This window comes from Paraburkholderia phytofirmans, assembly GCF_046028095.1.
Classification (GTDB): Bacteria; Pseudomonadota; Gammaproteobacteria; order Burkholderiales; family Burkholderiaceae; genus Paraburkholderia; species Paraburkholderia phytofirmans_A.
In genome coordinates, this window is record NZ_JAQQDJ010000009.1 from 363,086 (window position 1) to 388,687 (window position 25,602).

General features: G+C 59.3%; 19 protein-coding genes and 2 pseudogenes. 12 read left to right on the forward strand and 9 right to left on the reverse strand.

Features of this window, described 5'->3' with window-relative positions; all coding sequences use genetic code 11:
• Positions 1 to 469 precede the first annotated feature (469 nt).
• Together PQR54_RS25400 and PQR54_RS25405 are read right to left on the reverse strand one after the other, a co-directional pair.
• Positions 470 to 1,549: a MarR family winged helix-turn-helix transcriptional regulator gene (locus PQR54_RS25400; RefSeq protein ID WP_408250494.1), complete on the reverse strand. Its 1,080-nt coding sequence runs from the start codon at positions 1,547 to 1,549 to the stop codon at positions 470 to 472.
• Between the two features lie 90 nt (positions 1,550 to 1,639).
• A complete protein-coding gene (locus PQR54_RS25405) occupies positions 1,640 to 2,680 on the reverse strand; it encodes a Gfo/Idh/MocA family protein (RefSeq protein WP_408250496.1) in 1,041 nt (346 codons plus the stop codon).
• A 322-nt stretch (positions 2,681 to 3,002) separates the two neighbouring features.
• On the opposite strand from PQR54_RS25405, the gene PQR54_RS25410 reads away from it, so the two are divergent.
• From PQR54_RS25410 to PQR54_RS25435, 6 genes are all read left to right on the forward strand, one after another.
• The gene (locus PQR54_RS25410; protein WP_408250498.1) at positions 3,003 to 3,857 is read left to right on the forward strand and encodes a fumarylacetoacetate hydrolase family protein; all 855 of its coding nucleotides are present in this window, start codon (positions 3,003 to 3,005) and stop codon (positions 3,855 to 3,857) included.
• A gap of 27 nt (positions 3,858 to 3,884) precedes the next feature.
• Positions 3,885 to 4,901 (forward strand): cupin domain-containing protein, encoded by a 1,017-nt coding sequence (locus PQR54_RS25415; RefSeq protein WP_408250500.1) that lies wholly within the window; start codon positions 3,885 to 3,887, stop codon positions 4,899 to 4,901.
• A 136-nt stretch (positions 4,902 to 5,037) separates the two neighbouring features.
• Entirely contained in the window at positions 5,038 to 6,129 is a 1,092-nt protein-coding gene (locus PQR54_RS25420; RefSeq protein ID WP_408250544.1) for a porin, read from the forward strand.
• Between the two features lie 27 nt (positions 6,130 to 6,156).
• A complete protein-coding gene (locus tag PQR54_RS25425) occupies positions 6,157 to 7,146 on the forward strand; it encodes a substrate-binding domain-containing protein (protein WP_408250502.1) in 990 nt (329 codons plus the stop codon).
• Positions 7,147 to 7,171: 25 nt separating this feature from the next.
• Positions 7,172 to 8,518 carry an MFS transporter gene (locus PQR54_RS25430; protein ID WP_408250504.1) on the forward strand — a complete coding sequence of 449 codons (1,347 nt, stop codon included), beginning with the start codon at positions 7,172 to 7,174 and terminating at the stop codon, positions 8,516 to 8,518.
• 171 nt (positions 8,519 to 8,689) lie between these two features.
• The gene (locus PQR54_RS25435; RefSeq protein ID WP_408250506.1) at positions 8,690 to 9,940 is read left to right on the forward strand and encodes a flavin-dependent oxidoreductase; all 1,251 of its coding nucleotides are present in this window, start codon (positions 8,690 to 8,692) and stop codon (positions 9,938 to 9,940) included.
• A 597-nt stretch (positions 9,941 to 10,537) separates the two neighbouring features.
• On the opposite strand, the gene PQR54_RS25440 is transcribed toward PQR54_RS25435, so the two are convergent.
• From PQR54_RS25440 to PQR54_RS25450, 3 genes and pseudogenes are all read right to left on the reverse strand, one after another.
• Positions 10,538 to 11,722, reverse strand: coding sequence for a porin (locus PQR54_RS25440; RefSeq protein WP_408250546.1), 1,185 nt, complete (start codon positions 11,720 to 11,722; stop codon positions 10,538 to 10,540).
• Between the two features lie 105 nt (positions 11,723 to 11,827).
• Positions 11,828 to 12,453 (reverse strand): annotated as a pseudogene (locus PQR54_RS25445) (DDE-type integrase/transposase/recombinase).
• Positions 12,454 to 12,665: 212 nt separating this feature from the next.
• A complete protein-coding gene (locus PQR54_RS25450; RefSeq protein ID WP_408250508.1) occupies positions 12,666 to 12,935 on the reverse strand; it encodes a hypothetical protein in 270 nt (89 codons plus the stop codon).
• A gap of 567 nt (positions 12,936 to 13,502) precedes the next feature.
• On the opposite strand from PQR54_RS25450, the gene PQR54_RS25455 reads away from it, so the two are divergent.
• Complete coding sequence (locus PQR54_RS25455; protein ID WP_408250510.1) at positions 13,503 to 15,362, forward strand: hybrid sensor histidine kinase/response regulator; 1,860 nt, start codon at positions 13,503 to 13,505, stop codon at positions 15,360 to 15,362.
• Here the strand turns inward: PQR54_RS25455 and PQR54_RS25460 are convergent.
• A complete protein-coding gene (locus tag PQR54_RS25460) occupies positions 15,304 to 16,053 on the reverse strand; it encodes a response regulator (protein ID WP_408222694.1) in 750 nt (249 codons plus the stop codon). The two genes, PQR54_RS25455 and PQR54_RS25460, sit on opposite strands and share 59 nt — an antisense overlap.
• Positions 16,054 to 18,244: 2,191 nt before the next feature.
• Here PQR54_RS25460 and PQR54_RS25465 point away from each other — a divergent pair.
• Positions 18,245 to 19,392, forward strand: a pseudogene (locus PQR54_RS25465) (IS3 family transposase); the annotation flags it as partial.
• A 105-nt stretch (positions 19,393 to 19,497) separates the two neighbouring features.
• Here the strand turns inward: PQR54_RS25465 and PQR54_RS25470 are convergent.
• From PQR54_RS25470 to PQR54_RS25480, 3 genes are all read right to left on the reverse strand, one after another.
• A complete protein-coding gene (locus PQR54_RS25470) occupies positions 19,498 to 19,899 on the reverse strand; it encodes a hypothetical protein (RefSeq protein ID WP_408250512.1) in 402 nt (133 codons plus the stop codon).
• A 116-nt stretch (positions 19,900 to 20,015) separates the two neighbouring features.
• A complete protein-coding gene (locus tag PQR54_RS25475) occupies positions 20,016 to 20,657 on the reverse strand; it encodes an HD domain-containing protein (protein ID WP_408250514.1) in 642 nt (213 codons plus the stop codon).
• A 125-nt stretch (positions 20,658 to 20,782) separates the two neighbouring features.
• Positions 20,783 to 21,781, reverse strand: a complete 999-nt coding sequence (locus PQR54_RS25480; protein WP_408250516.1) for a GlxA family transcriptional regulator — start codon at positions 21,779 to 21,781, stop codon at positions 20,783 to 20,785.
• A gap of 378 nt (positions 21,782 to 22,159) precedes the next feature.
• On the opposite strand from PQR54_RS25480, the gene PQR54_RS25485 reads away from it, so the two are divergent.
• From PQR54_RS25485 to PQR54_RS25500, 4 genes are all read left to right on the forward strand, one after another.
• Complete coding sequence (locus PQR54_RS25485) at positions 22,160 to 22,783, forward strand: HD domain-containing protein (protein WP_408250518.1); 624 nt, start codon at positions 22,160 to 22,162, stop codon at positions 22,781 to 22,783.
• A gap of 149 nt (positions 22,784 to 22,932) precedes the next feature.
• Positions 22,933 to 23,529: a carbonic anhydrase gene (locus PQR54_RS25490; protein ID WP_408250520.1), complete on the forward strand. Its 597-nt coding sequence runs from the start codon at positions 22,933 to 22,935 to the stop codon at positions 23,527 to 23,529.
• Between the two features lie 182 nt (positions 23,530 to 23,711).
• A complete protein-coding gene (locus PQR54_RS25495; protein ID WP_027779174.1) occupies positions 23,712 to 24,593 on the forward strand; it encodes an NAD(P)H-binding protein in 882 nt (293 codons plus the stop codon).
• 32 nt (positions 24,594 to 24,625) lie between these two features.
• Positions 24,626 to 25,345, forward strand: a complete 720-nt coding sequence (locus PQR54_RS25500; protein ID WP_408250522.1) for an SDR family oxidoreductase — start codon at positions 24,626 to 24,628, stop codon at positions 25,343 to 25,345.
• Positions 25,346 to 25,602: the final 257 nt, after the last annotated feature.

A 25,602-nucleotide genomic window follows, 5' to 3' on the forward strand; every position in this document is an offset into this window, starting at 1 on the left:
GTTCCCCCATGCTACTCGACCGCCATTCATCCATTGGTCTCGCGGTGGCAATAGCGCGCGCGCTCTGCACTAGATCTTCTAACTCGCGGACGCGCAATTCCCGCTGCTGTAAGTAATATCCGCTCCATTTGCTGAACGCCAAGATCCACAGTGAAACGGTAAGGGCGTGGGGGCGTAGCCTGGCGTGTGTGAAGGCGTGATGTCTTGTCCGAGAGCCCAGTGCGGGAGATCTGCACGCTGGGTTCGATGAGCGGGATGTGGAAACGGGGTTAAGGCGAGGATATTCGGGCACCGCCAGACGAAAGAGGCTGCAACAGACAAGCCGAACCTACGGCTACCGCGCCACATCTCGACTCTACCGACCAAAGCCGATCGCATAAGGCACGATAGCCGCAGTCCTCAATCCATGAATCGAATGAAAGGCTTCAGTTCAGCCTATATGACGCGCTTTCAGCTTCGTATTGCCGCATCAGGCGTCGGCACGAAGCTGACCCGCCGGACCGCCAGCATGAGATTCATCTACCGGAGCCCGGCTGGTGTCGTTATGCGCCCACACGAGACGCTCCATCATCGCGAGGAACATATTGCGCTCGGTTTCATCGAGTCCGTGCAACATTCGAACGTTCGACCGTTCGGTCGCGTCAAAAACCGTCTCATATAACTGATGGCCGGCAACCGTCAAAAAGAGGACTTTCGCCCGACGATCCGTAGCACTCGGCTCCCGCGTGATCAAGCCTTTGGTTTCTAGCCGCTCAAGCACACCGGAAAGGGTGTTGCGATCAAAGCCGACTGTTTGGGACAGCCTTATCTGATCAATACCAGGTCGAGCGAGCACTGATACTAGCGCGCCGAACTGTACCGGCGTAATGTCGTAGCCGGCGGTCTCTTCGAGAAACACGGTGACAGCAAACTGTTGCAGGCGACGCATCTGGTAGGTCGGCCGGCTATAAAGGGAGCGGCCAAGTGATGCGTTGTCTTCCGGGCTTCCCATTGGGACGCGCGAGACTTCGTTGGTATCGCGAACAAGGGCCGCCAGCATGCGTGAGAATCGCTTTCGGTCGCGTGCCCTCAGTGCATCCAGCAGGCGAGCGTCCGCCCGATCTGCAGACTCGGCAAGCTTGCGATACATCGCCTGTCCGCTTTTCGTTGCTCGAATGACTTTCGCCCGACGATCTTCGGCGTCGGTCTCGCGTGTGATCAGCGCTTTACCTTCGAGTCGGGTCAGCACACCTGACACTGTGGACCGATCGAAGCCGGTGGCCTGCGCGATGCGCAACTGATCGGCATCGGGCGAAGCCATTACAGCGGCAAGTACGCAAAACTGATCGAAGGTCGTGTCGAGACCGTCCGCTTCCTCGAGAAACAGCGTAACGGCGAGCGTCTGTAGCCGGCGAATCAGGTGGCCGGGTTTCTTGTAAAGGACTTCGGAAAGAGTTTTCTGAACCACGGGATCGAGTTGCACCGCATGAAATTTGATCGTCAGATCATAGCACGCGGCGCACGATACTCCGTCCTGTGACGATTTGCCGAGGACGTGCAGAAACTGCACATCCCCGGCGCCCCCCAACTGCGTTGCAAGCAGCAGGCCGAAGGTCGGCGCTGCTGCGTGGGCGGGCCGGCGGGTGCGTCAATTCACCCGTTACGCGGCTGTTGCATTGCCCAACGCGTAGGCTTCATCGATCAGACGAACAGCGTTCAGGCAATCTTCGACGCCGACTGGCGGAGGTAGTCCATCCCGCCACGCTGTAAGGATGCTGGCGAGGCAGTGGTACGCCGGGTTTTCCGTCGGCAGGTCGGAAAAATTCTGTTCTCCATCGGCAGTCACGATACGGATGTTGCCGTCCTTGGCCATCAGCAATGCGTCGCGCCCGACGATTTTCCACTCGCCATCCGCGCCATCGAGCAGCTTGTCGCGCCCCGCTCCAGGTTGGACGCCCTCCGTTGTCCGGCGGGGGTACGTATTGCCCACTTCGAGGGTGCCGCATACCCCGGTGGGCGTTCGTAAAAGTACGCTCGCATAGTCTTCCACGCGGGTTCTCAATGCCTGATAGCCGAATTGTGCGCCGGTGACGCATGCAGTTTCACCCGTCAGAGAGAGAAAGATGTCGAGTCCGTGCATGCCGAGGTTGCGCAGACAGCCACCACCCGACGCTTGCGGATCCAGCATCCACTCACAATTCCAGGCGGGATAGCGGGCCGACGTAAACCGGTTGGTCCGGATGTACAGATGCGATAGCGGTCCGAAGGCCCCTTCGGCGAGCATCCTGCGCGCGTGCCGTACGAAAGCGGAGTCGCGCTGCGGCATCGGGACTGCAACATACGAACCTTGCGCACGAACTCTTTCGGCGATTGTTGCGACTTCCTTCGCATTCAGTCCCATGGGCTTTTCCATCAGGAACGGCAGCCTCCGTTCGAGCAGATCGTGCGCGACCCCAGCCATGGTGTCATGCCGCCCCAGCGCCACCACAAAATCGGGGCGCAGCGTGTCGAGCATCTGGGTGGCGCTCGCGAACACGGCCGGGTGGCCCACCTCCGTGGCACGCTGCGCAGCGACAGCCGGGTTACTGTCCTGAACGCCAATCAGTTCGACTTCGGGCATCCTCGCGAGATGCCGCAAGTAGGCTGCGTCATAAATGGAATGCCAGTGGCTCACACCTAGTGCGGCGATCCGGATAGTCATCTCTTAAGTCTCCTCTTCAATATCGTGTCACAAAACCTCGTCGCTGACGAGTGTCCAGCCACGCTCACTCAGCCGGCGTTGACGCGCTGGCTGACGATTGATCGATCGTCACCGCGGCTTCCTTGAACAGCAGGCGAGAGAGCGTCCCTCCATTTCCGTACCGTTTCCTTCCCGTCTGGTTCCTCAGCAGCCACTGTATTCAGGTGGTGCGGTGTTCCGTCTTGACAATGAAAAGCACTGTGATAATCTGTGTACGTACTATATGAGAGATCAGTGAGCGGCGCAAGCCAAGGCTCACTACATACCAACGGAGGAGCATGCAATGCGTTTGTGCCGTTTCAACCAGAACCGTCTCGGCGTCGTCGAAGATGATCTTGTATTCGACGTGACTTCCGCGCTCGATGTGCTGCCGCCAGAACGTTGGCCTCAGCCGTTCGGCGATGCGCTATTCAGGCATTGGAACCTCGTGCTGCAGGCCGTTCGCGATGTGCGGCCAGGCGCGGCGGCGCAGTCGGTTACGTCTGTCGATTTTTACGCGCCGGTTGCCACGCCGAGCAAGATCGTCTGCGCGCCTGTCAACTATCTCGACCACAAGAACGAGGCCGATGCCGATCCGGCCAATTTTTATCAGCACCTGAACAAGATCCAGGAGGCCGGACTTTTCCTCAAGTCTGCTAGCGCACTTGTCGGGCCGACGGAAGGCGTGTGGCTGCGCCATCTCGACCGGCGCAACGATCACGAGCTGGAACTGGCCGTTGTGATCGGTCAAGCGGCGAATCGCGTGAGCCGTGAGCATGCTTTGTCGCACGTCGCCGGCTATGCAATCGGGCTGGACATGACCGTTCGGGGTCCGGAAGAACGGTCATTTCGCAAGTCGGTGGACAGCTTTGCCGTGGTGGGCCCGTGGCTGGTCACCGCCGACGAGTTGAGCGATCCGTCCCAGCTCGATATCGAACTGACCGTGAACGGCGAGCCGCGTCAGAAGAACAACACCCGAAACCTGATCGTGGACGTCCCGGGCCTCATCGAAATGGCGTCGCGTTTCTACACGCTTCATCCCGGCGACATCATTCTGACCGGCACGCCGGCGGGTGTCGGGCCGGTAGTCCCCGGCGACACGATCGAAGCCCGGATCGCCGGCATCGGCTCGATGCGCGTGGCGGTCAATGCGATCTAGTCGGCGCGCCAATATCGGAGACTGATCATGAACGAATACGACAAGTTGCTCACGCGGATGGACGAACTCGATACGGCGCCGCTGTGGGAGTTGTATATGAAAATCGCGAGCCGCGAGCCGCGCTGCGCCGACAAACCGATGCACTGGTCATGGGCCGATCTCGCCGGCCTGGTCGACACCGCGGCGCGCGAAGTGTCGCTCGAAACGGCGGAGCGCCGCGTGGTGTTGTTCGCCAATCCCGCTTTCGCGCCGAGAGTCGTGACGACCACCAATCTGCAAGCCGGCATTCAGATTCTCGAGGCCGGCGAATCCGCGCGCCCGCATCGCCATAGCGCGTCGGCGCTGCGCTTCATCATGTCGAGCAAAGGCGGCGCGACGTTCGTCAACGGTCAGGAGTGCCCGATGGCGCCGGGTGACCTGATCACGAACCCCGCGTGGTGCTGGCATGAGCATGTGAACGACACGGATGAGCGCATCGTCTGGTTCGACGGCCTCGACGTGCCGCTCGTACAGTATCTCGATGGATTTTTCTTCGAGGAAGCGCCGGACGATTTGAGCTACCCGAAGGACGCGTCGGCGCTCGCGGACGCGTCGTTGCTGACCGGCGGCTTCGTGCCCGATCCGCCGCATGCGCCGGTGCCTTTCTCGCCGCTCTATCGATACTCGGGAGAACACATGCTGAATGCGTTAGCCGCGATGCCGCCGGCGCCGGACGGCTCGAAGCGGATGCGCTACGTGAATCCCCTGACTGGCGGCGCAATCATGCCGACCCTCGACTGCTACATGCTTGAACTCGCCAGGCACGCGCAGACGCGCGCGTCGCGCAGCACGTCGAACGCCATTTGTCTTGTGGTCGAGGGTGAAGGACGTTCGACGATCGGCAGCACGACGATCGAGTGGAGTAAGAACGACGTCTTCACGATTCCCCATTGGCACTGGACCAGCCACCAGTCCACTTCCGCCGACGTCAACGTCCGGCTGTTCATCATGACCGATCGGGACCTGCTCGCGAAGCTGCATCTGCTGATCGAGCAGACCGAGTAGCTGCCGGGCCTCTCATTCCCAACCGCGCAGTAGAAGCCGCAACGACGGCGATAAAACAATCTTGGAGACTTTGATGAAAACGACGAAAACACAGGGAGGTCTGCGCCTCGTAACGGGCTGCATCGCAGCGGCGGCAATGCTCGGGACGCATGCACCCGCCGCTCACGCACAAAGCACGGTGACGTTATATGGGCTTCTTTCAGAAGGGGTCGGATACGTCAGCAACGAAGGCGGGAAGTCGAACCTGAAGCTTATTCCCGGAACGATGCAAAACAACCGCTTCGGCCTGCGCGGTACGGAAGACCTGGGCGGCGGCCTACGCGCCATCTTTACACTCGAGAACGGGTTCGATATCACGAACGGCAAGTTTCAGCAGGGCGGCCGCATGTTTGGTCGCCAGGCCTACGTCGGACTGAGCAGCACCACATGGGGAACCCTGACGGCCGGCCGTCAGTACGACGTCCCGTTCGACTATCTGACGGGCTTCGAGGCCCCCGTAGCTGCGGAAGGGCTCGGCGCGCACATCGGCGACAACGACAACGTATTCGGCAGCTATCGCTACAACAACGCGTTGAAGTATCAGACGCCGATTTTTGCGGGACTGCGCGGCGAGGTGATGTATGCGATGAGCAATGCGGCTGGCCAATGGGCGATGAACCGCTCGGTCAGCGCCGGTGCTGCCTATGAAAACGGCGGTCTGAAACTCGCCGCGGTGTTTCTCAACACCGACAACCCCGGTGTTGGCGGCAACGCAAACGGGGCAGTTACGGACGACTACGCAGGCGCGCCGTTTGTGCTGTTCCACTCGAGCCCGCTGAACTCCAATGCTGGCGTGCGGCGTCAGCGGGAATTCGGCGTGGGCGGCCAGTACACGGTGGGAGCGTTGCGCATGGCGGGCATGGTGACGGACGTGCGCTACGACTATCTGGACCGAACCAGCCTGCATCTGGATAACGTCGACGTCAACGCATCGTATTTCCTCACGCCGGCGTTGATGCTATCGGCCGCTTACATTTACACGAGCGGGAAATACGGCGGGTTTGACCATGCGCCGCACTGGAACATGGGTCAGTTGTGCATCGATTACTTCCTGTCGAAGCGTACGGACGTGTACGTGTTCGGCAACTACCAGAAAGCGGCCGGCGCCAAGGCGGACATCTATCTGTTCTCGCCGTCGAGCAACAGTAACCAGACAGCGATTGTGGCCGGCATTCGTCATAAGTTTTAACGCACCCGTCATCTAGAAGGATAAGACATGAAAGTTCCGCTTACGGTCGCATGCTGGGATTACGACCGAACCCGGGCGCTGTTCGACGGTCGCGTCGCGATCGAAGGCTGCGACGCCAATCTACTGAATCTGCCGGTGGAAGAGACGTTCTTCCGTGCCTTGAACGGCGCGGAGTTCGATGTCACAGAGCTGTCGTTCAGCAGCTACACGATGTTGCGCTCGCGCGGCACGTGTCCGTATGTCGCTATTCCCATTTTTCTATCGAGGTCGTTTCGCCATTCGGGCGTCTACGTGCGAACCGACCTCGGTATTGAACGTCCCGAAGATCTCGCCGGCCGGCCGGTCGGCACACCGGAATATCAGTTGACCGCCGGCGTCTGGCAGCGCGGCCTGCTGCAGGATCAGTACGGCGTGCCAGCGGAGGCGATCGAATGGTGGACCGGCGGCGTCGACGATCCCGGCCGCCACGAGAAAGTGTCCTTTATCGCGCCGGCAGACATCCACGTGAAGCGCATTCCCGATACGCAAACGCTCACTGAGTGGTTACGCGATGGACGCATCCATGCATTCATCGCGCCACGCGAGCCAAGGTGCTTCGTCAATCGCGAGCCGAATATCGGACGGCTGTTCCCGAACTTCGCCGCTGTGGAGCGTGATTATTATGCAGATACGGGGATCTTCCCAATCATGCACGTGATCGGCATACGCGAGTCGCTCGTCGAGCAGTATCCGTGGCTTCCGTCGAGTGTCTACAAGGCGTTCGCGCAGGCGAAGCAGATCGCACAAGGCGAATTGCGGCAACAGGCTGCGCTGAAGGTCATGTTGCCGTGGCTCGTCAGCGAATACGAGGAGACGGTCGCCCGGATGGGTGAGAACTGGTGGTCGTACGGCGTCGCGGGAAACGAGGGAACACTCGACGCGTTCACGCGCTATCACCATGAACAGGGACTTTCGGCACGCCGGATGACGCCGGCCGACCTGTTTGCCGCGACCACGCTGGATAGCGTCAAGATCTAACAACCGTATAGATGGAGGAGACGAGATGAATTCGGAAAAGGTGGACGTCGGCGGATTGATCGACGCGTGGGGAGTGAGATCGTGGCAGATCGTGATCATCGCGCTATGCATGCTGGTCACGCTGCTCGACGGGTTCGACCAGTTCTCGCTTGGCTTCGTCGCCCCGGCGATCAAGGCCGAATGGCAACTGAGTCCGCAACAGCTGTCCTATCTCTTCACGGCGAGCGTTCTTGCGAGCGTCGCCGGCGTGCTCGGGGGGCCGCTGGCCGATCGCATCGGCCGTCGTTGGCTCGTGATTGGATCGACCGCAGCGTTTGGCCTGTTCACGTTGTTGAGTTGTACCGCAACCGACGCGGGGCAGTTCTTTTTCTGGCGTGTGTTGACTGGCCTCGGGCTCGGCGCGGCAGTGCCGAACGCGATCGCGCTGTGCGCCGAGCTTGCACCGAAACGTACACGTTCGACCGTCGTGGTCGTGCTGATCTGCGCGGTGCCGTTCGGGGCGGCCCTGGCAGGCTACGTCTCGGCGCAATTGTTGCCGCACCATGGCTGGCGCGCGCTTTATATCGTGGGCGGGGTCGCACCGTGCGTCGCTGCGCTGCTGTTGATTGGGTTATTGCCGGAGTCGATACGGATGCTCGCGCTACGCAATACGGCGGTGTCGCAAGCTCGCATCAGGGTGCTGCTGAGCAGGATCAATCCGCAATGGCAGGCGCCTCCGGCCGCGATCTTCTACGTGCAGGAGGAAGGGCTTACGCGCAATCCGATTGGACGGTTGTTCGAAAAAGGGCGTGCGCTCGGCACCGTTTCGCTGTGGCTGATCATGGCGATGAACCTGCTCGAGATCACGTTCCTCGGCGTCTGGCTGCCATCGTTGATCCTGCGCTCGGGCCTCGACGGCGCCGTACCCAGCCATGTCACGTCGGCGATGTTAATCGGGGCGACGATCGGCTCTGTGCTGATCGGACGGATCGTCGACCGGTTGAGTAGTTTTTCGATTCTCGTGCCCGTGCATCTTGCCGGCGCGGCGGCGGTGGCCTCCATGGGATTCGCAATGGGCAACGTCGGCGCAATGTACGCCGCGGCCTTCATGATCGGCCTCTTCGTGAACGGGGGGCAAGGCGGCGCCGACGGGATGCTCACGGCGTTCTATCCGACTTCGATGCGCTCGACGGGCATCAGTTGGGCACTGGGCGCCGGGCGGCTCGCTTCGATCGGCGGTCCATTGGTGGGCGGCCTGATGCTGGCGCGTGGCTTCTCGACGCCATTGATTTTCGTGCTGGCCGGTCTGCCGGTCGTCATTTCCGCGCTGACCATTCACAACATGTGGCGCAGGACGGCGCGCGCACCGGTTGCCGAGGCGGTTGGACATTGAGCCGCAGCCGATTGTGGCGCGGCAGCAGTCAGCCTTATCGAATCGCGAAGCGTCGTAGCGACGACGCTTCCATCTGCGGTACACAGCATGTCCGTATGACCCCGCACGTCTGGGCTGCCTCGTCGACACGAGCGGTGCCGGCGCGCGATTAACGATCAAGTGGAGTGATGTATGAACAACAGGATGGAAGAGGTAATCATCGTGGGTGGCGGGATCGGCGGCTTGACGCTCGCCCTCGCGCTGCACAAGGCAGGTGTGCAGTGCGGGGTCTTTGAAGCGGTCCCGCAACTCAAACCGCTCGGCGTTGGCCTCAATCTGCTGCCGCATGCGATGCGCGAAATGGATTCGCTCGGTCTGAAAGAGGCGCTTTGCGCAAAAGGCATTCTCACGCGCGAATATAGTTTCTACACGAACCACGGACAACTGGTCGACCACGAGCCCCGTGGGCAATTCGCCGGACTGGACTGGCCGCAGGTGTCGATTCATCGCGGCGATCTGCACATGACGCTTTACGACGCGGTGTGCGAGCGTCTCGGTGCGGATGCCGTAGTCCTGGGTCAACGATGCATCGGCTTCGATCAGCATGCCGACGGGGTCACCGCGCACTTCGAGGACGCAGTGGACGGTAGGCGCTTGCCGGACGTGTCCGGAAAAGTGCTGATTGCCTGCGACGGTGTGCACTCGGTGGTTCGCAAGCAATTTCATCCCACGGAAGCGACGCCGCGCTATCAAGGCTCCACGCAATGGCGCGGGGTCACGCGCTGGAAGCCGTTCCAGTCCGGCGCCAGCATGTGTTATATCGGCACGTTCCGCACCGGCAAGCTGATTACTTACCCCATTCGCGACGACATCGACAGCGAGGGGCATCAACTGATGAACTGGGTGATCGAATTCGCCCGGCCTGAGGAACAGCAACGGGACTGGAATCGTGCGGGCCGTCTCGAAGATTTCGTGCATCTGTTCGAGCATTGCCGGTTCGACTGGCTCGACGTTCCAGCGATGCTCCGGGCAGCAGACGCGGTATACGAGTATCCAATGGTCGATCAGGATCCGTTGTCCTTTTGGACGAGAGGGCGCGCGACGCTGCTCGGCGACGCAGCGCATCCAATGATGCCGCGTGGTTCGAACGGGGCAGCGCAGGCTATCATCGATGCAACGACGCTTGCGGGCCTCCTCGCCGACTCGACCGACTGGCCGCAGGCATTGGTCGAATACGAGCGACGCCGACTGAAGGCGACCTCGGACGTAGTGCTCGCGAACCGGGAAATTGCGCCGGACGCGATCCTGCTGGTGGTCGACGAACGCACCGGCGGCAAACCGTTCAACGATATAGACGAAGTGATTTCGCATGAAGAACGCAAACAGTGGCAACTGCGTTATAAGCAGGTTGCCGGTTTTAGCGCCGACTCTTTGACTCGGTAAATTCTGCATTGCGACTACTGGGCGACTCAGCGAGCGGACAGGTTCCGGTAACAGGTTTGTGGCCGGTGCCAATATTCAGCCGGGAAGTGGATGCTGTTCCCAATGTGACGATTTGCCGGGCCGCACTGTGCCGGTCACGCGTCAGGAGCGAGTAGGTCGACGAAGTCGCGCCGCACCACTACCGATCAACGTTTCAAATTTCTCTGTACTCGAACGGAGGCTGACGGGTATAGCGTGAGCTACGGACAGTCAGCTGCTTTGGTTGCGCGTCCGTTCGGGGTCGCGTGGAACGAAAGAAAGTTGTCACCGGCCAACGCCCGCCCGGACGAGGTCGATGCCTCAAAGTTGACGACTTTACTTCGCTTCTGAACGAAGTAAAGTCGTCAGTGCGCCGGGAGACCGGCAAGGAGTAAAGAGTGCAAGTGTCTTACAACGAAGGTCTAGCAAACCACGTTGTCCCCGAGTCATGCGCAGTATGTCGCGAGACATGCGGCGAAGCGTTGACAGGGGTACGCTCCGCTCCGATCAGGAATCTGGATTCTCGAATGGTGTGAAACGCCAGCGCGAGCGCCCAAATTCACAACGTGCTGGAACTCGTCAGAACTTCACACGCAAGCCGCCTAGCACGGCGACCTGCCGATTGGTCGACGATGGGGTTCCCACATCGGCAATTGCGGCGATTTTCTGGTAGCCGGAACCGACACGCGTCGATGCATCGCCCGCGGCGAGTTGATAGACGCCGGAAAGATAAAGATCGGTGCGCGCGCTCAACGCATAGTCCAGCCCCAGCGTGAACTGATGCCAGCGCGGTTTCAGTTGTTTCCCGCTCAGTCCGGTCAAGCCATCCGCGCGGCCGTCAGTGAACGTATACACGCCGATCAGCGTCACTGCAGGTTTGAGCAGATACTGAAGATTCGCATCGTAGTTGTTAAATTTGCGCGACGAGCCATCGTTATAGTCAAGTCGTGTTTGGCTGAACGCAAAGCCTACCGTTGTGGGTCCGAATACGTAATTGCCGCCCGCCGCTGCAATCTGCTGACGCTCGACACCGCCATCCAGGCCATAGAAGAGCACGCCACCGTAGTCGTCGCTAGCGATCGTGCCACCCACGGCGCCACTCGTGTTCGACTTCGCGTCCGGACGATCGAGCACGACATAGCCGCCGCCAATCGAGAATGGACCGTTTACGTAGTTCGCCGCCGTTCCCCATGCTCGATTGTTGCCGAACCCTTGACCGTTTCCACTATTTGCCTGGTTGCTGAATCCGTAGAGCGCGTCGACTGTAAAACCTCCAATCGCGTCACTGCGAAACTTGGCCGCGTTGTTGATCCGGAACGTTTGATTCAGGTTGTCGTTGTCGCCAATGTGCGTTGCCGGCGACCAGAGTCCCGGACCCGCAAAACGCGCCACAAGATCGGCAATCGGTTCATATTGATGCCCGAGCGTCAACCTGCCAATTCCGGTCTTTGCGATTCCAACAAACGCTTGCCGACCAAATTCGCGGGACGCCTGACCAAACGTGCCGTCGTTCGGACGGAACCCGTTTTCCAGCGTGAATACCGCCTTCAACCCGTCGCCCAGTTCTTCGATACCGCGCAGACCCCAGCGACTGCCGCCCACTCTGTTGCCCGTCTGTTGCACGTTACTCGAGCCCTTCTGATTGTTGGTGTATGTGATGCTTTCGTCGACGACTCCATACAACCTGACGGAACTCTGTGCTTGTGCAACTACAGTCGCGACGACAAAAACGCCAGCGGCACAGGCGAGAGTGGCTCGTCTCACGGCTTCCTCTTTTTGGTTGGTGAGCACAGCTCTGTCATATTGGATTGCTCGTGGTGCAAGAGCGCACACGAGGCGAGTTTGCCTACAAAGAGGGGGATTTTAGGACTAGCCGGGTAAAGCAGGCCATGTAGCAAAGCGTTCGCCGGGTGGTCGCGATCGGGCGAAGCGCGCAGGAAATGTCGCGTAAGCGCGAAGTGCTGCCGGAAGAGGCCAAAGCTTGACAGAAAAGCCTGCGAGCGAGTGATGCGGCGCCCGCATTCACGAGTAGTTCGATGGCTGTTTTCGGCCCGCTCGTTCACCCGGGCACAGGTCTTGACGAAGACGTGTTTGACGGTGGCGACTTCCGGTATTTCGGCCTTCGCCGCCGGGTAGCTGAACAACTGGTTGGTCACGATCCTCATTGGCGCTTCGGAATACGACCCCAGTATGCATCTATGAAAACCCTTGGCCGCAGGCTTGTCGCGATGCTTCTGCAACAGAACGTCGAGTTCGGCGCAGCGCTGATCGTTGGCGCCCAACAGTAGATACGGTTCGCCAACCTCGCACCAGCACCGTATCGTCTGCGACAGAGACTTCCATCGCAGTTGACAGTCATGCTGCGCTCAAACGGTATTCCTCCAATGTAGCCCAGACTTAACTGGAACATGGAAAATACCAGCGCCCCGCACAACAGTGACCGCGCCCGAAACCCGATGCCAGTGACAGAGCGCCGGCGATTTCCTTTTCGACACGCCCTAGCAGCAAATCCGGTTACCGTAAGAATGCCTTAAACGGGCATCGTTCTGGTGATATTCGACAAACAAACAGTTTCCATTTCAGATCAGCTCATCATGATCTTTCTGATCATCAATGAAGCAACATTGGCGAGATTCGAAACTGACGACCCGGAATACGCCATGCTGTTTCGATTGTCCCAAACGCCGCTCTGGCCCGAGACGGCTCGTCAGCCGCCGCCTTGGTAAAGGTCACGCAACTTCGCTGCCTGACCACTGTTCTGAAAATCCTCCAGCTCGCGCATCACCTGCTCGCGTGTTTTGCCAGGGGAAACAGAAGGCGCAGGCGTGATAGTCGGAGCCCCGACCGCTGGATCCTGCGGGGCGTTCCGCTCCCCTATGGAATCCTTCTGGTTGGTCGCTGATTGCGCGAAGCATCCGTCTGCTGAGATTCCAGTCATCAGGGCAAGACAGACGGTGACCGATTTGTAAAGTTTCATGAGAAATCTCCTGCGGAGTTTAAGAGATCGGCGAGTGCCTCTTTCGTCGCCCGACAGCAGTCCTCGCTTGAACCGGGCAAGTCAGGCTCATTGCAACGATCGACCAATCTGGAGGCATTCGACAAATGCCTTCTCAGCGTTGCTGTCGTCCTCATTCTTGGTCAGACGAAACGCCGTCACAACGCACATGAGTAGGCGGTGGACAAGCAACACCATCGGAAGATGTATGCATTCCCGTTGTCCGATTCGGGTGAAGTATCGGACAGCCGGCCTCCACGACGGCGCTTCTTGCTGAACCCATGCAGGTGTGGAGAATGCGGCACGACGCCGTTGATACATTTGTGGCTGATGGTAGTGATGGCGACCTGTTATTCTGTTTTTATCGTATGGTGGCTACGCACGAAAGTGCTGTGCACCCGTGACCACCGTCGCCGCTTTCGCTGGAATGTGCCGTCTTACTCCGTTAGCCACGTTCGGTGGGAACCTGTCTAACCTGTGGTGCGCCGATAAAGCCTCATTGATATCGCGCACTATCCGCTCACGGTGGCTTTTCCGATCAAGCAACCTATGAGGTCGTCACGCTTCCTGGTGCGCAAGTTTGGCTCGGCGGCTCTGGAGCGTGCCTTCCGTTTGGACTATGCGCGTCGCTACGCGGGGCAACGCAGACTGGCTAGCACCCTCTTCACGCTCACATGGATAGGGTTTTCCGTCCGTGATTATCTGTGGAGGATGGACGTTCTTGATCCGAGCCGCATCCATCACATCGGCTACGTGCGACTCGCGGGTGCCTTGGGTATGGGTGTGGCGGTAAGTTTGATGTGGGGAGCGCGCGCCTTTGACGAACGCTGGGCCGTCGGATTACTAAGTTTATGGACGCTGAGCTGCTGGTTCGCCCTATTGAGGATGTTGGTCATTTATCCAAGGGCCTTGGCCGTCCCGGAAATTTTCCCCGTCCTATATCTCACCGTTTTCATGATATTCACGGCGTTCCGGCTTCGCGCAATTACGGCGGCGTGGTTAGTCGGAATATGCTTTGTTACGTTCCACCTGACGCTTTACCTCCAGCCACTGGATAACGCCGAACCGCAGTGGTTTTTCTGGCTTACGCGCGGGTCGATCGTGCTCATGATGTCTATCGTTGGCATCATCGTAAGCATTCAAATTGAACGCTCGGCCCGGCGCGAATTCGTATTCCGGCGCACGTTGCGTGCAGCCAAGGCGCGCGTTGAAACGACGTCCCGCGTGGTCAAGCAACAAAATGAACGTATGAAAGAACTCATCAAAGAGAAGGAGCGGTTCTTTTCATCTGCATACCACGACATCCAGCAGCCTCTCGCCGCGATCAACCTCTTTATCCGTAGCGCCCGGATAAAACTCGAAGATGAACACGCCGCAAGCCATGATCTCGACGTCATCGAGGAAACGGCACGCGACATCCTCGACATGTTCAAGGATATTCAGGACTATAGCGAATTAGGCTCATACATCCCGCACCTGGTGCCAGTCGATACGCAGGCCGTGCTGAAGGAAGTCTTCGAGCAATACCTTGAACCGGCAAGGTCGCGAGGCATCGAATTCAGAATCAGCGTGCGTCGGCGCCGCCCGCCGTCGATTGAAAGTGACCGCTCCCTGTTCAAGCGGGCATTGTCTAATCTTGTATCGAACGCGATCAAGAACACCTCCGTGGGTGGTGTCGTCGTCGGCTGCATGGAGATCGGGGAACGGCTTCGCATCGACGTATGGGATACGGGCGTCGGTATCTCTGCCGTGCATCGGGACGCGATTTTTGCCGAGTACTATCAGGTCGACAACCCGGGCCGCGACCGCTCGAAAGGCCTGGGGCTTGGACTGTCTATCGTCCACCGGGTGATCGGGATTCTGCCGAAGCACAGCATGAGCTTCTGTTCCGTCGAAGGACGTGGGTCGCGCTTTTCCCTGTACGCTCCGATTTCTAAAATGGTACCCGTTATCGGCACGGACGATCAAAAAAGCGACGAATCCACCTCCGTCCTCAAGGGCAGATACGTCCTGCTGTGCGACGACGAGCCGATCGTTCTCGAAGGCTTGCGGCGTTTGTTCTCGAGTGCTGGCGCACTGGTGGATACCGCCGGGTCGATGGCGGGATTCGAAGCGATTCTGGCCGATAACGGCCGCGCACCCGACATCATTGTCACCGACATCCGGCTGCGCGACGGACCGACCGGCATCGAGGTTGCTGAACAGATCAGGCAGCATTTCGCCTGGGCGGGCGTGCTTCCCGTCGCGTTCATCACGGGTGAGCTGATCTCGCCTCGCGCGCTTCGCGATTTTGCCCAGCCGTTCGTGTTGCTGAGGAAGTCTTCGGCACCGGAAAGCACGCTAGCTGACGTCAGTCGGTTCGTTGCCACCCAACAGACGACAGGCGGCGGTCATGAGAGGGATCTGTGACTGGAGGGACGCCGAGTTTGATGCCTCGATCGGCCAGCATGACGATGAGTTCTGTGCGTCGCCGCAGGTTGAAATGCGCGAGCAGATGACTGATGTATTTCCTTACCGTAATGTCCTCGAGCCCCATTTTAAAGGCAATCGCCTTCGAGGGAAGTCCGCGAACCAGCCACGCCAGTGTTTCAAATTCTCTCGGAGTCAGTCCCAGGTCGGACGCGGCGCTCACTCCAGAAATCGCAGTGGACGGCGCGTCCCCGGGTCCATCTGATAGGGCCTCCGCCGTGCCCATGTCACGCCGGAGCATCGCGATGCTGGCGGCGGGCAGGAACACGCCCCCGGCCAACACCGCACCTATAGCTGCGTTAAGCGCTGCAGGAGATGAAGATTTGGGCACGTATCCCATGGCTCGAAGTTCGATACATCGGCCGATGGTTTCCACGCGCTCGTCGGCCGATATCACAATCACGGGCAGGGACGGTCGCGATTCCTTCAATTCGGCGAGCGCGTTGCAGCCGTCACCATCGGGGAGATCGAGATCGAGAAAAACGATGTTCAGGAGTTCGCACGACGCATGATTGACGCCTTGTGACAAGGTACTTGCGTGGAGCAAGTCGATACCCGGAAAGAGTTCTCTCAGCAGAAGCGCCAATCCGGCTCTGAAGAGCTCATGATCGTCGACGATCAGTGCGCGCATTCCGTCGTCTCCCAAAACAGGTCTCGGAGCGAACTGCAATGAATTTGCCAATGATGCTACGTTTTTAGCAATCACCTGCTTTTTTGTTGTTCCGATCAAATAATACGCGCAATGCACTTACGCCACGGACATTGGCGGCTGCTCCATATCGCTTTGTCTCAAGAGTGGCGGGATTCGCCTGTGGCTCGACAGTTCGAGCACAGGGGAATGACTGCCGCGCCGTGAAAATGGCGATGACTGTGGCGACTTGATCTGGCGAGTGGATCACGGCCTAGTAAAGTGATCGGCACCAGCAATTTGCGGGCCATTTCTGACTGTTGGTGGAAGAATCTGGCGGACAAGATCCCGGAAAAATCAACACCTGTCTGTCAGGAATGCAAAAAATTCCAACCTTTACCACAGTTGAAGAGGCAATATCTGCGCGCCACAGATCCGACGGGCCCCGACAGGTCCCACCGGACGTGACTTGCGCTCGCCGCGCACCTGGACAGTTCAGGAAGGAGCGCGGTCGGGAGGCGAGTATCCGACATGTCACTGGAATCGGACGACGACAGTGCATACATCTTTCGCCCACGATTGCTGTCCGCCACCTACACATGTGCGTTGCGACGGCGTTTCGCCTGACCAAGAATGAATATGACAGCAACGCTGAGGGGCATTTGTCGAGTGTACCCGGAGCGGTCGGTCGTCGTGATGAGCTGAACCGGCATTGGCTCGTGCGAAGACTGCTGTAGGTCGGCATGAAGTGAACAGGCCCATTGCTTTAACTCCAAACGAGCTCTCTCACGAAACCTTATCAATCGATCGCCATCTGTATTGCGGCTCGTGCGCGACACGCTCGATGCACGTGGATTTCGAGCTCAGGGCTCGCGAATAACGAATCGCATGAATGGAAAACGCAACGTAGATAAAGGAACCAACATGAAATCACCATTGATAGTCGCATCCGCTGTCGTGCTGTTTGTCATGGCCGGTGTTGCGCATTCGCAAGGCACACCGCAAGCCTCTCAAGCCGCCCCGCAAGAAAACGCCGCAACACAAGCCTCTGACCCGAGTGCGGGGATGGAAGCATACGGCGGCACACCCGACACACGGGTACAAAGCGGTGCAAAACATGCCAGACCGTGCCGGATAGATCCACAATGCAACGTTTTTTTTGGAGGGAGCTAACAAAGATCTGACGGCGCGCGAGCCATGACTGGAAAGTACCCGATGCCAGTATCGCGAAGGGGACGAAATCCTTGTCCGGCTTACCGAGTTTGCTGTCACTTTTTCAGGTGGCGCCTCCTGATAGGGGAGGTGCCTCGACACGCGAGAGGCGCGAGGGCTTCGAGAGCAAGCGGAATGGGCGTCACAACGAGTATTTGGGCGGTCGCGAAGCTTGAGTTCGAAATGTTCGAAATAACTGCGCCAGTTGCAACTGGCAGGACGTCAACGTTGGTGCGGGCCAAGGCCAACTCTTCTTCGCGTCAATTACAGTAAGCCTTCGCGGGACCGCTCACTTAAAACGACGTCTCGGCCGCGCGTTGTGCGAATTCTTTCCCCGACCGCGCGTTCGGCGTCGCTAACGCAACCCGTTGATGACGAAAAGGTGAAGAAATGAAAGTGCAGCCCTCAGCTGTAACCATCGTGCTATTCCTGCTCACCGCGGCCGGCGCTGCCGACTCTCAGGAAATGCAACCGTCAGACGTCGCTGGCCACTCATCCAGTCAGCAGCCGATAAATTCATCGCAGCGGACGATGCCGATGGACGACGACAGTATGTGGGACTACGGAGCCCAACCGGGCGGACGAAATGGTTACGGCAAAACCCGAGGAGGCGGCCAACCGTGCGTGGTGGGCGTGTCGTGCGATATCTATCAGGGTAGTTAGCCTGGGTGGCTGCGTCGCGATCAGCCAACTCGCTATCTGAAACGACCGATACGATCGATAAAACAGATGCTGAATGGGGTCGAGAGTGCGAGGGCACTGATCGAGGAAGCTGCCGTCCGACTGCTCGACACCGCCATTGGCAGCAATATCTTTCGCATAGCTGACGTAGAACCGAGCCCGCTCCAACGTCAGCTATGGCCGATCCAGCAACGTTCACCATCTTGAATTGAATAGCCGCTTCCTGGGTGGAAACGACGTCTGAAATTGAGATTGACCCGCAAAAACGGACATCTATCCTTTGGAGAAGGAGGTGCCGATTATGGGCAAGCATCGTACCCCGTACCCGGCGGAATTTCGGGCACAAATGGTCGAGCTGGTGAAGGCCGGACGCAGGCCGGAGGAGTTGGAAAAGGAGTTCGAGCCGACTGCGCAGACCATCTACAACTGGGTGGCGCAGGCTGATCGCGACACAGGTGTGCGGCATGATGGTCTGACCACAGCCGAACGGCAGGAACTCACACGGTTACGTCGTGAAGTCCGGCAACTGAAGATGGAGCGCGACATACTCTCTCACGCGGCAGCCTGGTTCGCGAGGGAGACGGGATCCATTCCACCGAAGGGCGGTACGGATTCATGAAAGCGAACCGGGCCCGCTGGCCCATTGCGATGATGGCACGGCTGCTCGGCGTCTCGACGAGCGGCTATTACACGTGGCTGGTGCGAGAGCCCGCGATGCGCACGCGTAGCGATGCGCAACTGCTCGCGCGCATCCGCACGCTACATGCGAGCTCGCGCGGCACGTATGGGGCACCGCGTATCCATGCGCAGCTCGCGCGCGAAGGCGTACACGTGGGGCGCAAGCGGGTGGCGCGCCTCATGCGTATGGCGGGTCTGTGCGGGGCAAGCCGGCGGCGCTGGCCGCGCACCACACGGCCACGCGCAGGCGCCCGGCGTGCGCCTGATCTGGTGCGCCGGCACTTCAGTGCCGACGCGACAAACGTGCTGTGGGTCGCAGATGCGACCTATGTACCCACGGGCGAAGGATTCCTCTATCTGGCGGTCGTGCTGGATGTGTTCAGCCGTCGCATCATCGGCTGGGCGATGTCCAACCATCTGTACACCGAACTGATGTTACGGGCGCTGGACATGGCGTTGCAGCAACGACGCCATGACGGTGTGATTCTACATTCCGATCAAGGCTGTCAATACACCTCCATTGCCTTTGGACGGCGATGCCGCGAAGCAGGCGTACAGCCGTCGATGGGCACGGCCGGCGATGCCTATGACAACGCGATGTGTGAGTCGTTCTTCGGCACACTCGAAGCCGAACTGCTCTGTCGCGAACACTTCGCGACCCACGAACAGGCGCGGCGGCGTCTCTTCTCCTTTCTGGAGAGCTGGTACAACATTCGCCGGCTACACAGCAGCATCGGCTACTGTTCGCCGCTCGAATTCGAAAACCTTCATGCGCAAGATCAAAGCCTATCGCCGCGCCGGTTGTCCACCGCCGGGCAGCGTCATGGTCGAGACAGGCGACCCGCCGCCCGGCCGTGGATAACCGGCGATTCAACCTTATCGGGAGGTGCCACACCACATTAAACTCAACTGCAAATCTATCCGTCGAACCGGGTCAACCTCAAATATCCCAGTGACGGTGCGGGCGAATGACGCTTCATGGCCGATCAGTGCCTGATGCGTTTTGCATACCATGCGATGTTTGATCGTCAGCCATAGCTGGGGAACCCAGCCGCCGGACACAGACCGGAATAGGCCGAATATCCACGTGAGCAGAAGGGCAGGAGCAGTCAATCGTCGATTCCAGCGCGAAAGCTGTCTGGCGCCGACTGCAGCCGATGTCCCCAGAAGCGGCAACAAGGCGGACGTGACTTCAGTGGCAAGCAGCCCGCCGATAAACGCTAGCACCGCCGCGACATGGCCGGCCTTGATCCACACATAGAAAGCCGGGCTGCTCATTTAGCGCTGTGCGTGCGTGCAACCTGCAAACGTTGCCGGCAATAGATCGCCTGCATGTCGGTGAAGAAAGCGCCTGCTTCTGCGGCCTTGGTGGAGTTGCGCGTCACGCGAAAGGCTCAGCTTTCGAAAGGTGCCCCAAGGAGCAGGTCGCAAACGTTGGGAATTTCGAGACCAGGCACAAGGCGACGTCCAACGTCGGCCAGACCTGTTCCGATGGCAGTGTGTGGCTTCCGTCTCGCGACCTCGGCTAGCGCCTCCGCGAACGCCTCCTTGAAGCCGAGCCGCGGGTAGAGCGCGAGCGTGTCGTCGATCAGTTGGGGTGAGATCTCGTCCATCCTAAGCCCCAGGACGTCGACGTGAGCGCCGAAGTGGACGAGCGCGACTTCCGGCTCCCTGCGATCGGCGATTTCGGCGGACGAGTGAAGGGCGATGGCATCCCAGACGATGTCGACCTTTGTCTTCGGATAGTCGTGCGCATGCAGAAATCTACTCGCGGCGTCGGCGCCATCCACTTCGAAGCGCTTATCCGCAGTGTGATCTTTCGACAGACCCAGGTCGTGAAGCAGCGACGCAAGATAAACCAGCTCGCGGTCGTACTTCATTTGCCGCTTTTTGCCGATGAACTCAGCGAACCACCATGTCCGGTGGACATGATTGAGAAACGGCTCCGAATGGGCTTGCTCGACGAGAGCGGCCGCTTTGCGGACGAGCTCCGAGTCCGGCGCAGTTATGCCTCCGATGATGACAGGGGTTTTCATATACTTTCCTCAAAAGTCTGATTCGAAAAAATAGTTCACCCTGTCTTTGGCGGCAATGACAAATAGCCCTCGTCCTGGGACATTCGTTCGCTCCGACGGAAAAAGCAGCTCTGCCGGGTTGCGCGTCAAGACTTCGACTGTCCGAAGCGGCTGCGATAGTCCTGCGGAGACACGCCATAAACCTTTGCGAATGCCCGGCGCATCCGTTCGTCATCTCCAAAACCGGTCCGACGCGCGATGACTTGAATAGGATCGCGCGCGGATTCGAGCAGGCGTCTGGCCGCTTCTATGCGGATCTTCTCGACGGCCCGCGCAGGGCTTTCCCCGGTTTCGCGAAGATAGACACGAGCGAAGTTGCGTGGGCTCATCCGCGCTGCGTCCGCGAGTGCCGGAATGGATAAGTCCGCTTCGAGATGGGTTCGAATCCAATCGTGAAGGTCGTCGAACCGGCCGCGCGCGTCGCGCATCTGCTGACGCAGTTCCATGCTGAACTGCGATTGACCGCCGGGTCGTTTGAGAAAAAGAACCATGCTGCGCGCCACATTGAGCGCCGCCAAGTGGTCCAGATCGTCCTCGATCATTGCCAGCGCCATGTCAATCCCAGCGGAGACACCGGCCGATGTCCAGATATGATCGGAGGTGACAAAAATCGCGTCCGGCTTGACGTTGATGGTCGGGTGCCGGTCCTCGAGCCGGCTGCACGCAGCCCAATGTGTCGTCGCATCGCGGCGATCCAGAACGCCCAACTGGGCGAGGACGAACGCGCCCGTGCAGACGGAGCCGAGCCGACGAGGCCGGTCGAGATAACCCACGAGCCTCGCCCGAAGCGATGCAGTCGCGGCAGCGGGCATGATCAGGTCGGCGCCGGCAACGAGCAGCGTGTCGACGGAGTCGATCACTGCGTCGTCGAGCCGTACGGTTTCCAGCTTGACGCGAGTATCGGTGGAGACCGGGCCGCCCGCCTCGGAGGCAAGAACGACCTGATAGGCGGGACGACCATCTTCAAAGCAGGCGTCGCTGAATGCTTGCAGCGGACCGGATATGTCCATCAGCTTGGCACCGTCATAAGCGACGATGACAACCTTGCGAGGTATTTGTCCGTCCGAATTGTCGGTCTTAGCCATTTGCCTGAAGCATCGAGGTGTCGCGAGTTTCCCGGATTGCAGATCCAGCCAGCAACCTTCGAGGTCCGCCGGCACGCACGACGACAAGACCGCCGGGAGCAATCGGCGGCGCGTCCTGGCGACAGGTTATAGGCATTTGGTGTGCGGCAGCAATGACAATCACCCCTCTTTTTCTGCCGCCGCTGTGATAGGCCGGCCTGGCTGGGCCTCTCGAGGGCGGATGGTTCGACGTGGGCTCACGCAATTCGCACTGAATGCAGGCAGGACGGGCGCGCACTACCATTCGGCAGAAAACGAGGTGTGAATGTCAATCGCGGAATGGTTCGTGATCCTATACTCGGCTGACTATTTTGACAGTCAGCCAGACAGGACATTCTCGTGATCTCGGATATTAAGGTACCGGACAGCAGCATTGTCCGCGAGGCTGAGGAGCTTGCACGCTCGGTCTCGAATGACGCGCTCTTCAACCACGTGATGCGATGCTACTGGTTCGGTGAGCTGTTCGCACAACAAGAAGGAACGAAGGTGGATAGCGAGCTGATGTTCCTGTCAGCCGTGCTGCACGATCTGGGACTTACCGATCATGCCCCCGGCCCTCACCGCTTCGAAATTGAAGGCGCGAGTGCGGCGCGGATGTTCCTTGTTGAACAAGGCGTACCGGAGGATCGTGCACAGAAGGTTTGGGACAACATCGCGCTGCATACGTGGGATATGAATCATTTCAGGGGGGACACCAGCCGCTTGATGCAGTTGGGCCTGGCGTATGACGTCTCTGGAGTGGCCGGCGCGCAGCTGGACCCAGCAGACGTCGCCGAAGTGCTACGACGATACCCCCGCCGGAACTTCAAGCGCGCTTTCAACGAAATGCTCAATCACGAGGTCGACTGCAAGCAGCCGTACCCGCACTGGTTTCACATTTGCTCCCGCGTTGAGCACAATCGGTCGCCGCTCACAATCGTGGATGCGCCGGTTGTGCTGGACTGGGCGCCGTTCGACGAATGAGCAGTGCTTCGAGCGCCTGTGTTGCTGGCAGAAATCGAGGGCTCAACGTCATTTGTGCGGCAGCTCGACAAACCTATACTCGGTAGCAATAGCAGCCCCCGAACGCTGCCTTCGTTTAAGCAAAGACCGTACAAATTGGAGCAAGCCAAATGACCAAATACAGCGAATTCGAATTCAGGACGCAACCGTGGTTTGACCCGGCGTGGTTCGATCGGTCCGCCTTCCAGGGATTCAATCAGTTCATCCCGATGAAGACCATCGTGATCCACTGCTTTGATCCGCGGGCATCCGAAATACCGCAGGCTGTCGCCGACTATTTCGGGGACGAGGTCTATCCGGGCGAAAACATTCTCGACGAAGCCGGCAACCGGATCGGCAACACGCGGACGCTGTTCGCCGTGTCGAACGCGGGTGGCCGTGCCTTTTCGGCTCTCCAATCGGTCGCTACGATGGACTATCTTTTCAAAGTACAAAACGTCGTGGTGGTGCATCACTCATTCTGCGGCGCGACGGCTTTCACTCCGGAGACTCTTGTCGACAAGTTCCATGATCACCACCACGCCGATATCTCAACAATGTTCGATCAGGATAGCCTCGCAATTTCACATTTCGAGGAGTCGATCAAACATGATGTCGAACTGCTTCGAGCCAGCCCGGCTGTGCCGAAGGAGGTCAAGCTCTACGGCTTCTTCTATGAGATGAATTCTGGCGAGTTGACGGAGGTGGTGCGGGACATTCCAGCATAGCGGCGTCGCTGCTGGACGAAATATGGCAACAGATCGCAGCGATCAAGGCAGAAAGTGAGTCATCGAATGACGCCTTCGTTCGCCTCGAAATGTGCATATACACGCAATGACACGGCGCGAAAATCAGCTCGCGTCGTGCCTCGGAACGCAATACCCCTGAACGTATGCAATGGAGAATCATCATGCAACAACGCAAGTACCTCATTACCGGCGCCACGGGCAAGACCGGCGTCCATACTGTCAACAACCTGCTCGAAGCCGGGCACGCGGTGCGCGCCATGGTACGCACCGAAGACGCGCGCAGCGCGGCGCTGCGTGCCGCTGGCGCCGAAGTAGTAGTAGGCGATCTGCTCAATCACGACGACCTGATTCGCGCCACCTCGGGCGTCACGGGGGCGTACCTCTGCTATCCGGTGCGCCCGGGCTTCATCCAGGGCACCGCCTATTTCGCCGATGCTGCGCGCCGCGCCGGCCTGGAAGTCGTGGTGGAAATGTCGCAAATATCCGCGCGCGAAAACGCGAAGAGTCATGCCGCGCGCGATCACTGGATCGCGGAGCGCGTACTGGACTGGTCGGGCGTGCCTACCATTCATATCCGCCCGACATTCTTTTCCGAATGGCTGATCTTCCCGTGGGTGCTCGACACCATCGTCAAGGCCGGACAGATCGCACTCCCGTACGGCGAAGGGCGCCATGCACCTATCGCAGCGGAAGACCAGGCCCGTTTCATCGCTACCGTACTCGCGCAGCCGCAGGAGCACGTCGGCAAGGCGTATGAGTTGTGCGGTCCCGTCGAAATGGATCACGGCGACATCGCGAACGAAATCAGCAAGGTCATCGACAGGAAGATCGTCTATCGCCCGGCCACGCTCGACGAATACCGCGCGCATTTGCAGAAGTACGATCTTCCCGAGTTTGCGATCCAGCACTTCATTGAAGTCGCCGTCGATTACCAGAACGGCGTGTTCAAAGGCTCCGACCACGTGATCGAACAGGTTACCGGGAAGGCACCACAAACGGTTGGGGAGTTCGTTCGGGCCAGGCGTTCGCTTTTCCGGCCGTGATTCGTTACGCCATACTCACCAAGGAGATTGAGATGAAGATTGAGAACTCCGTTGTATTTGTGACCGGAGCCAGCCGCGGACTGGGCCTCGCATTCGCGCGCGAGGCGCTTGCCCGCGGCGCGGCGAAGGTGTACGCGGGCGTACGCAATCCGGCGGCCTTCAGCGAGCCCGGCATAGTGCCCATCGCACTCGACGTGACGGACCCCGCTTCGGTCGAGTCGGCCGCGAAAGCCGCGCCGGATGTCACCATACTCATCAATAACGCAGGAATCGCGGAAATCACCGGGTCGCCATTTGCCGACAGCGCGGAAGATCACGCTCGCCGCATCTTCGAAACGAACTACTACGGCGTCATGCGAGTGACCCGCGCTTTCGAGCCCCGGCTTCCCGGCGACGGCAGCGGCACTATCGTTAACGTGCTTTCCGACGTCACCTGGCGTGCGGTGCCGGTTCTTGCGCCGTATGCGGCGTCGAAAGCTGCGGCGTGGAGCTTCACCAACAACGTGCGAGCCCATCTGAAGGAAAGGAACGTCCGCGTGGTGGGCTTGCACGTCGGCTTCGTGGATACCGATCTCACGAAGGACTTCGACGTTCCAAAGGCGAATCCCATCGATGTCGTCCGGCAGACGTTCGACGCGCTCGAAGCGGGCGAGAGCGAAGTGCTGGCGGATGCTGGTGCCCGGGCGCTGAAAGCGACGCTTTCTCTGGCAGCCCCGGGCTACATCGATCCAGATATCCTCGAAGGGAAGTGAGCGGGAAGAAGCGCCGCGGCTTCGCGAAGTGGCGCTTGATGCGGCGCTCGCTGGGCAAGGCGTGATCGACCAATGCACCTTTCTGACGCGACGGTCAGCAATACAGGTAGAAGCCGTCGTTCGGGTGGCTCGTACACAATTTGGGCGAACGGCTGCAGATGGCCGATAGCACCAGTTCGACGACCGTCCCGGGACTGGGCATTTGGAAGCCTCAGCGGCCGATTACCTGCGGTTTCAGCGAACGCGTACTACCGTTA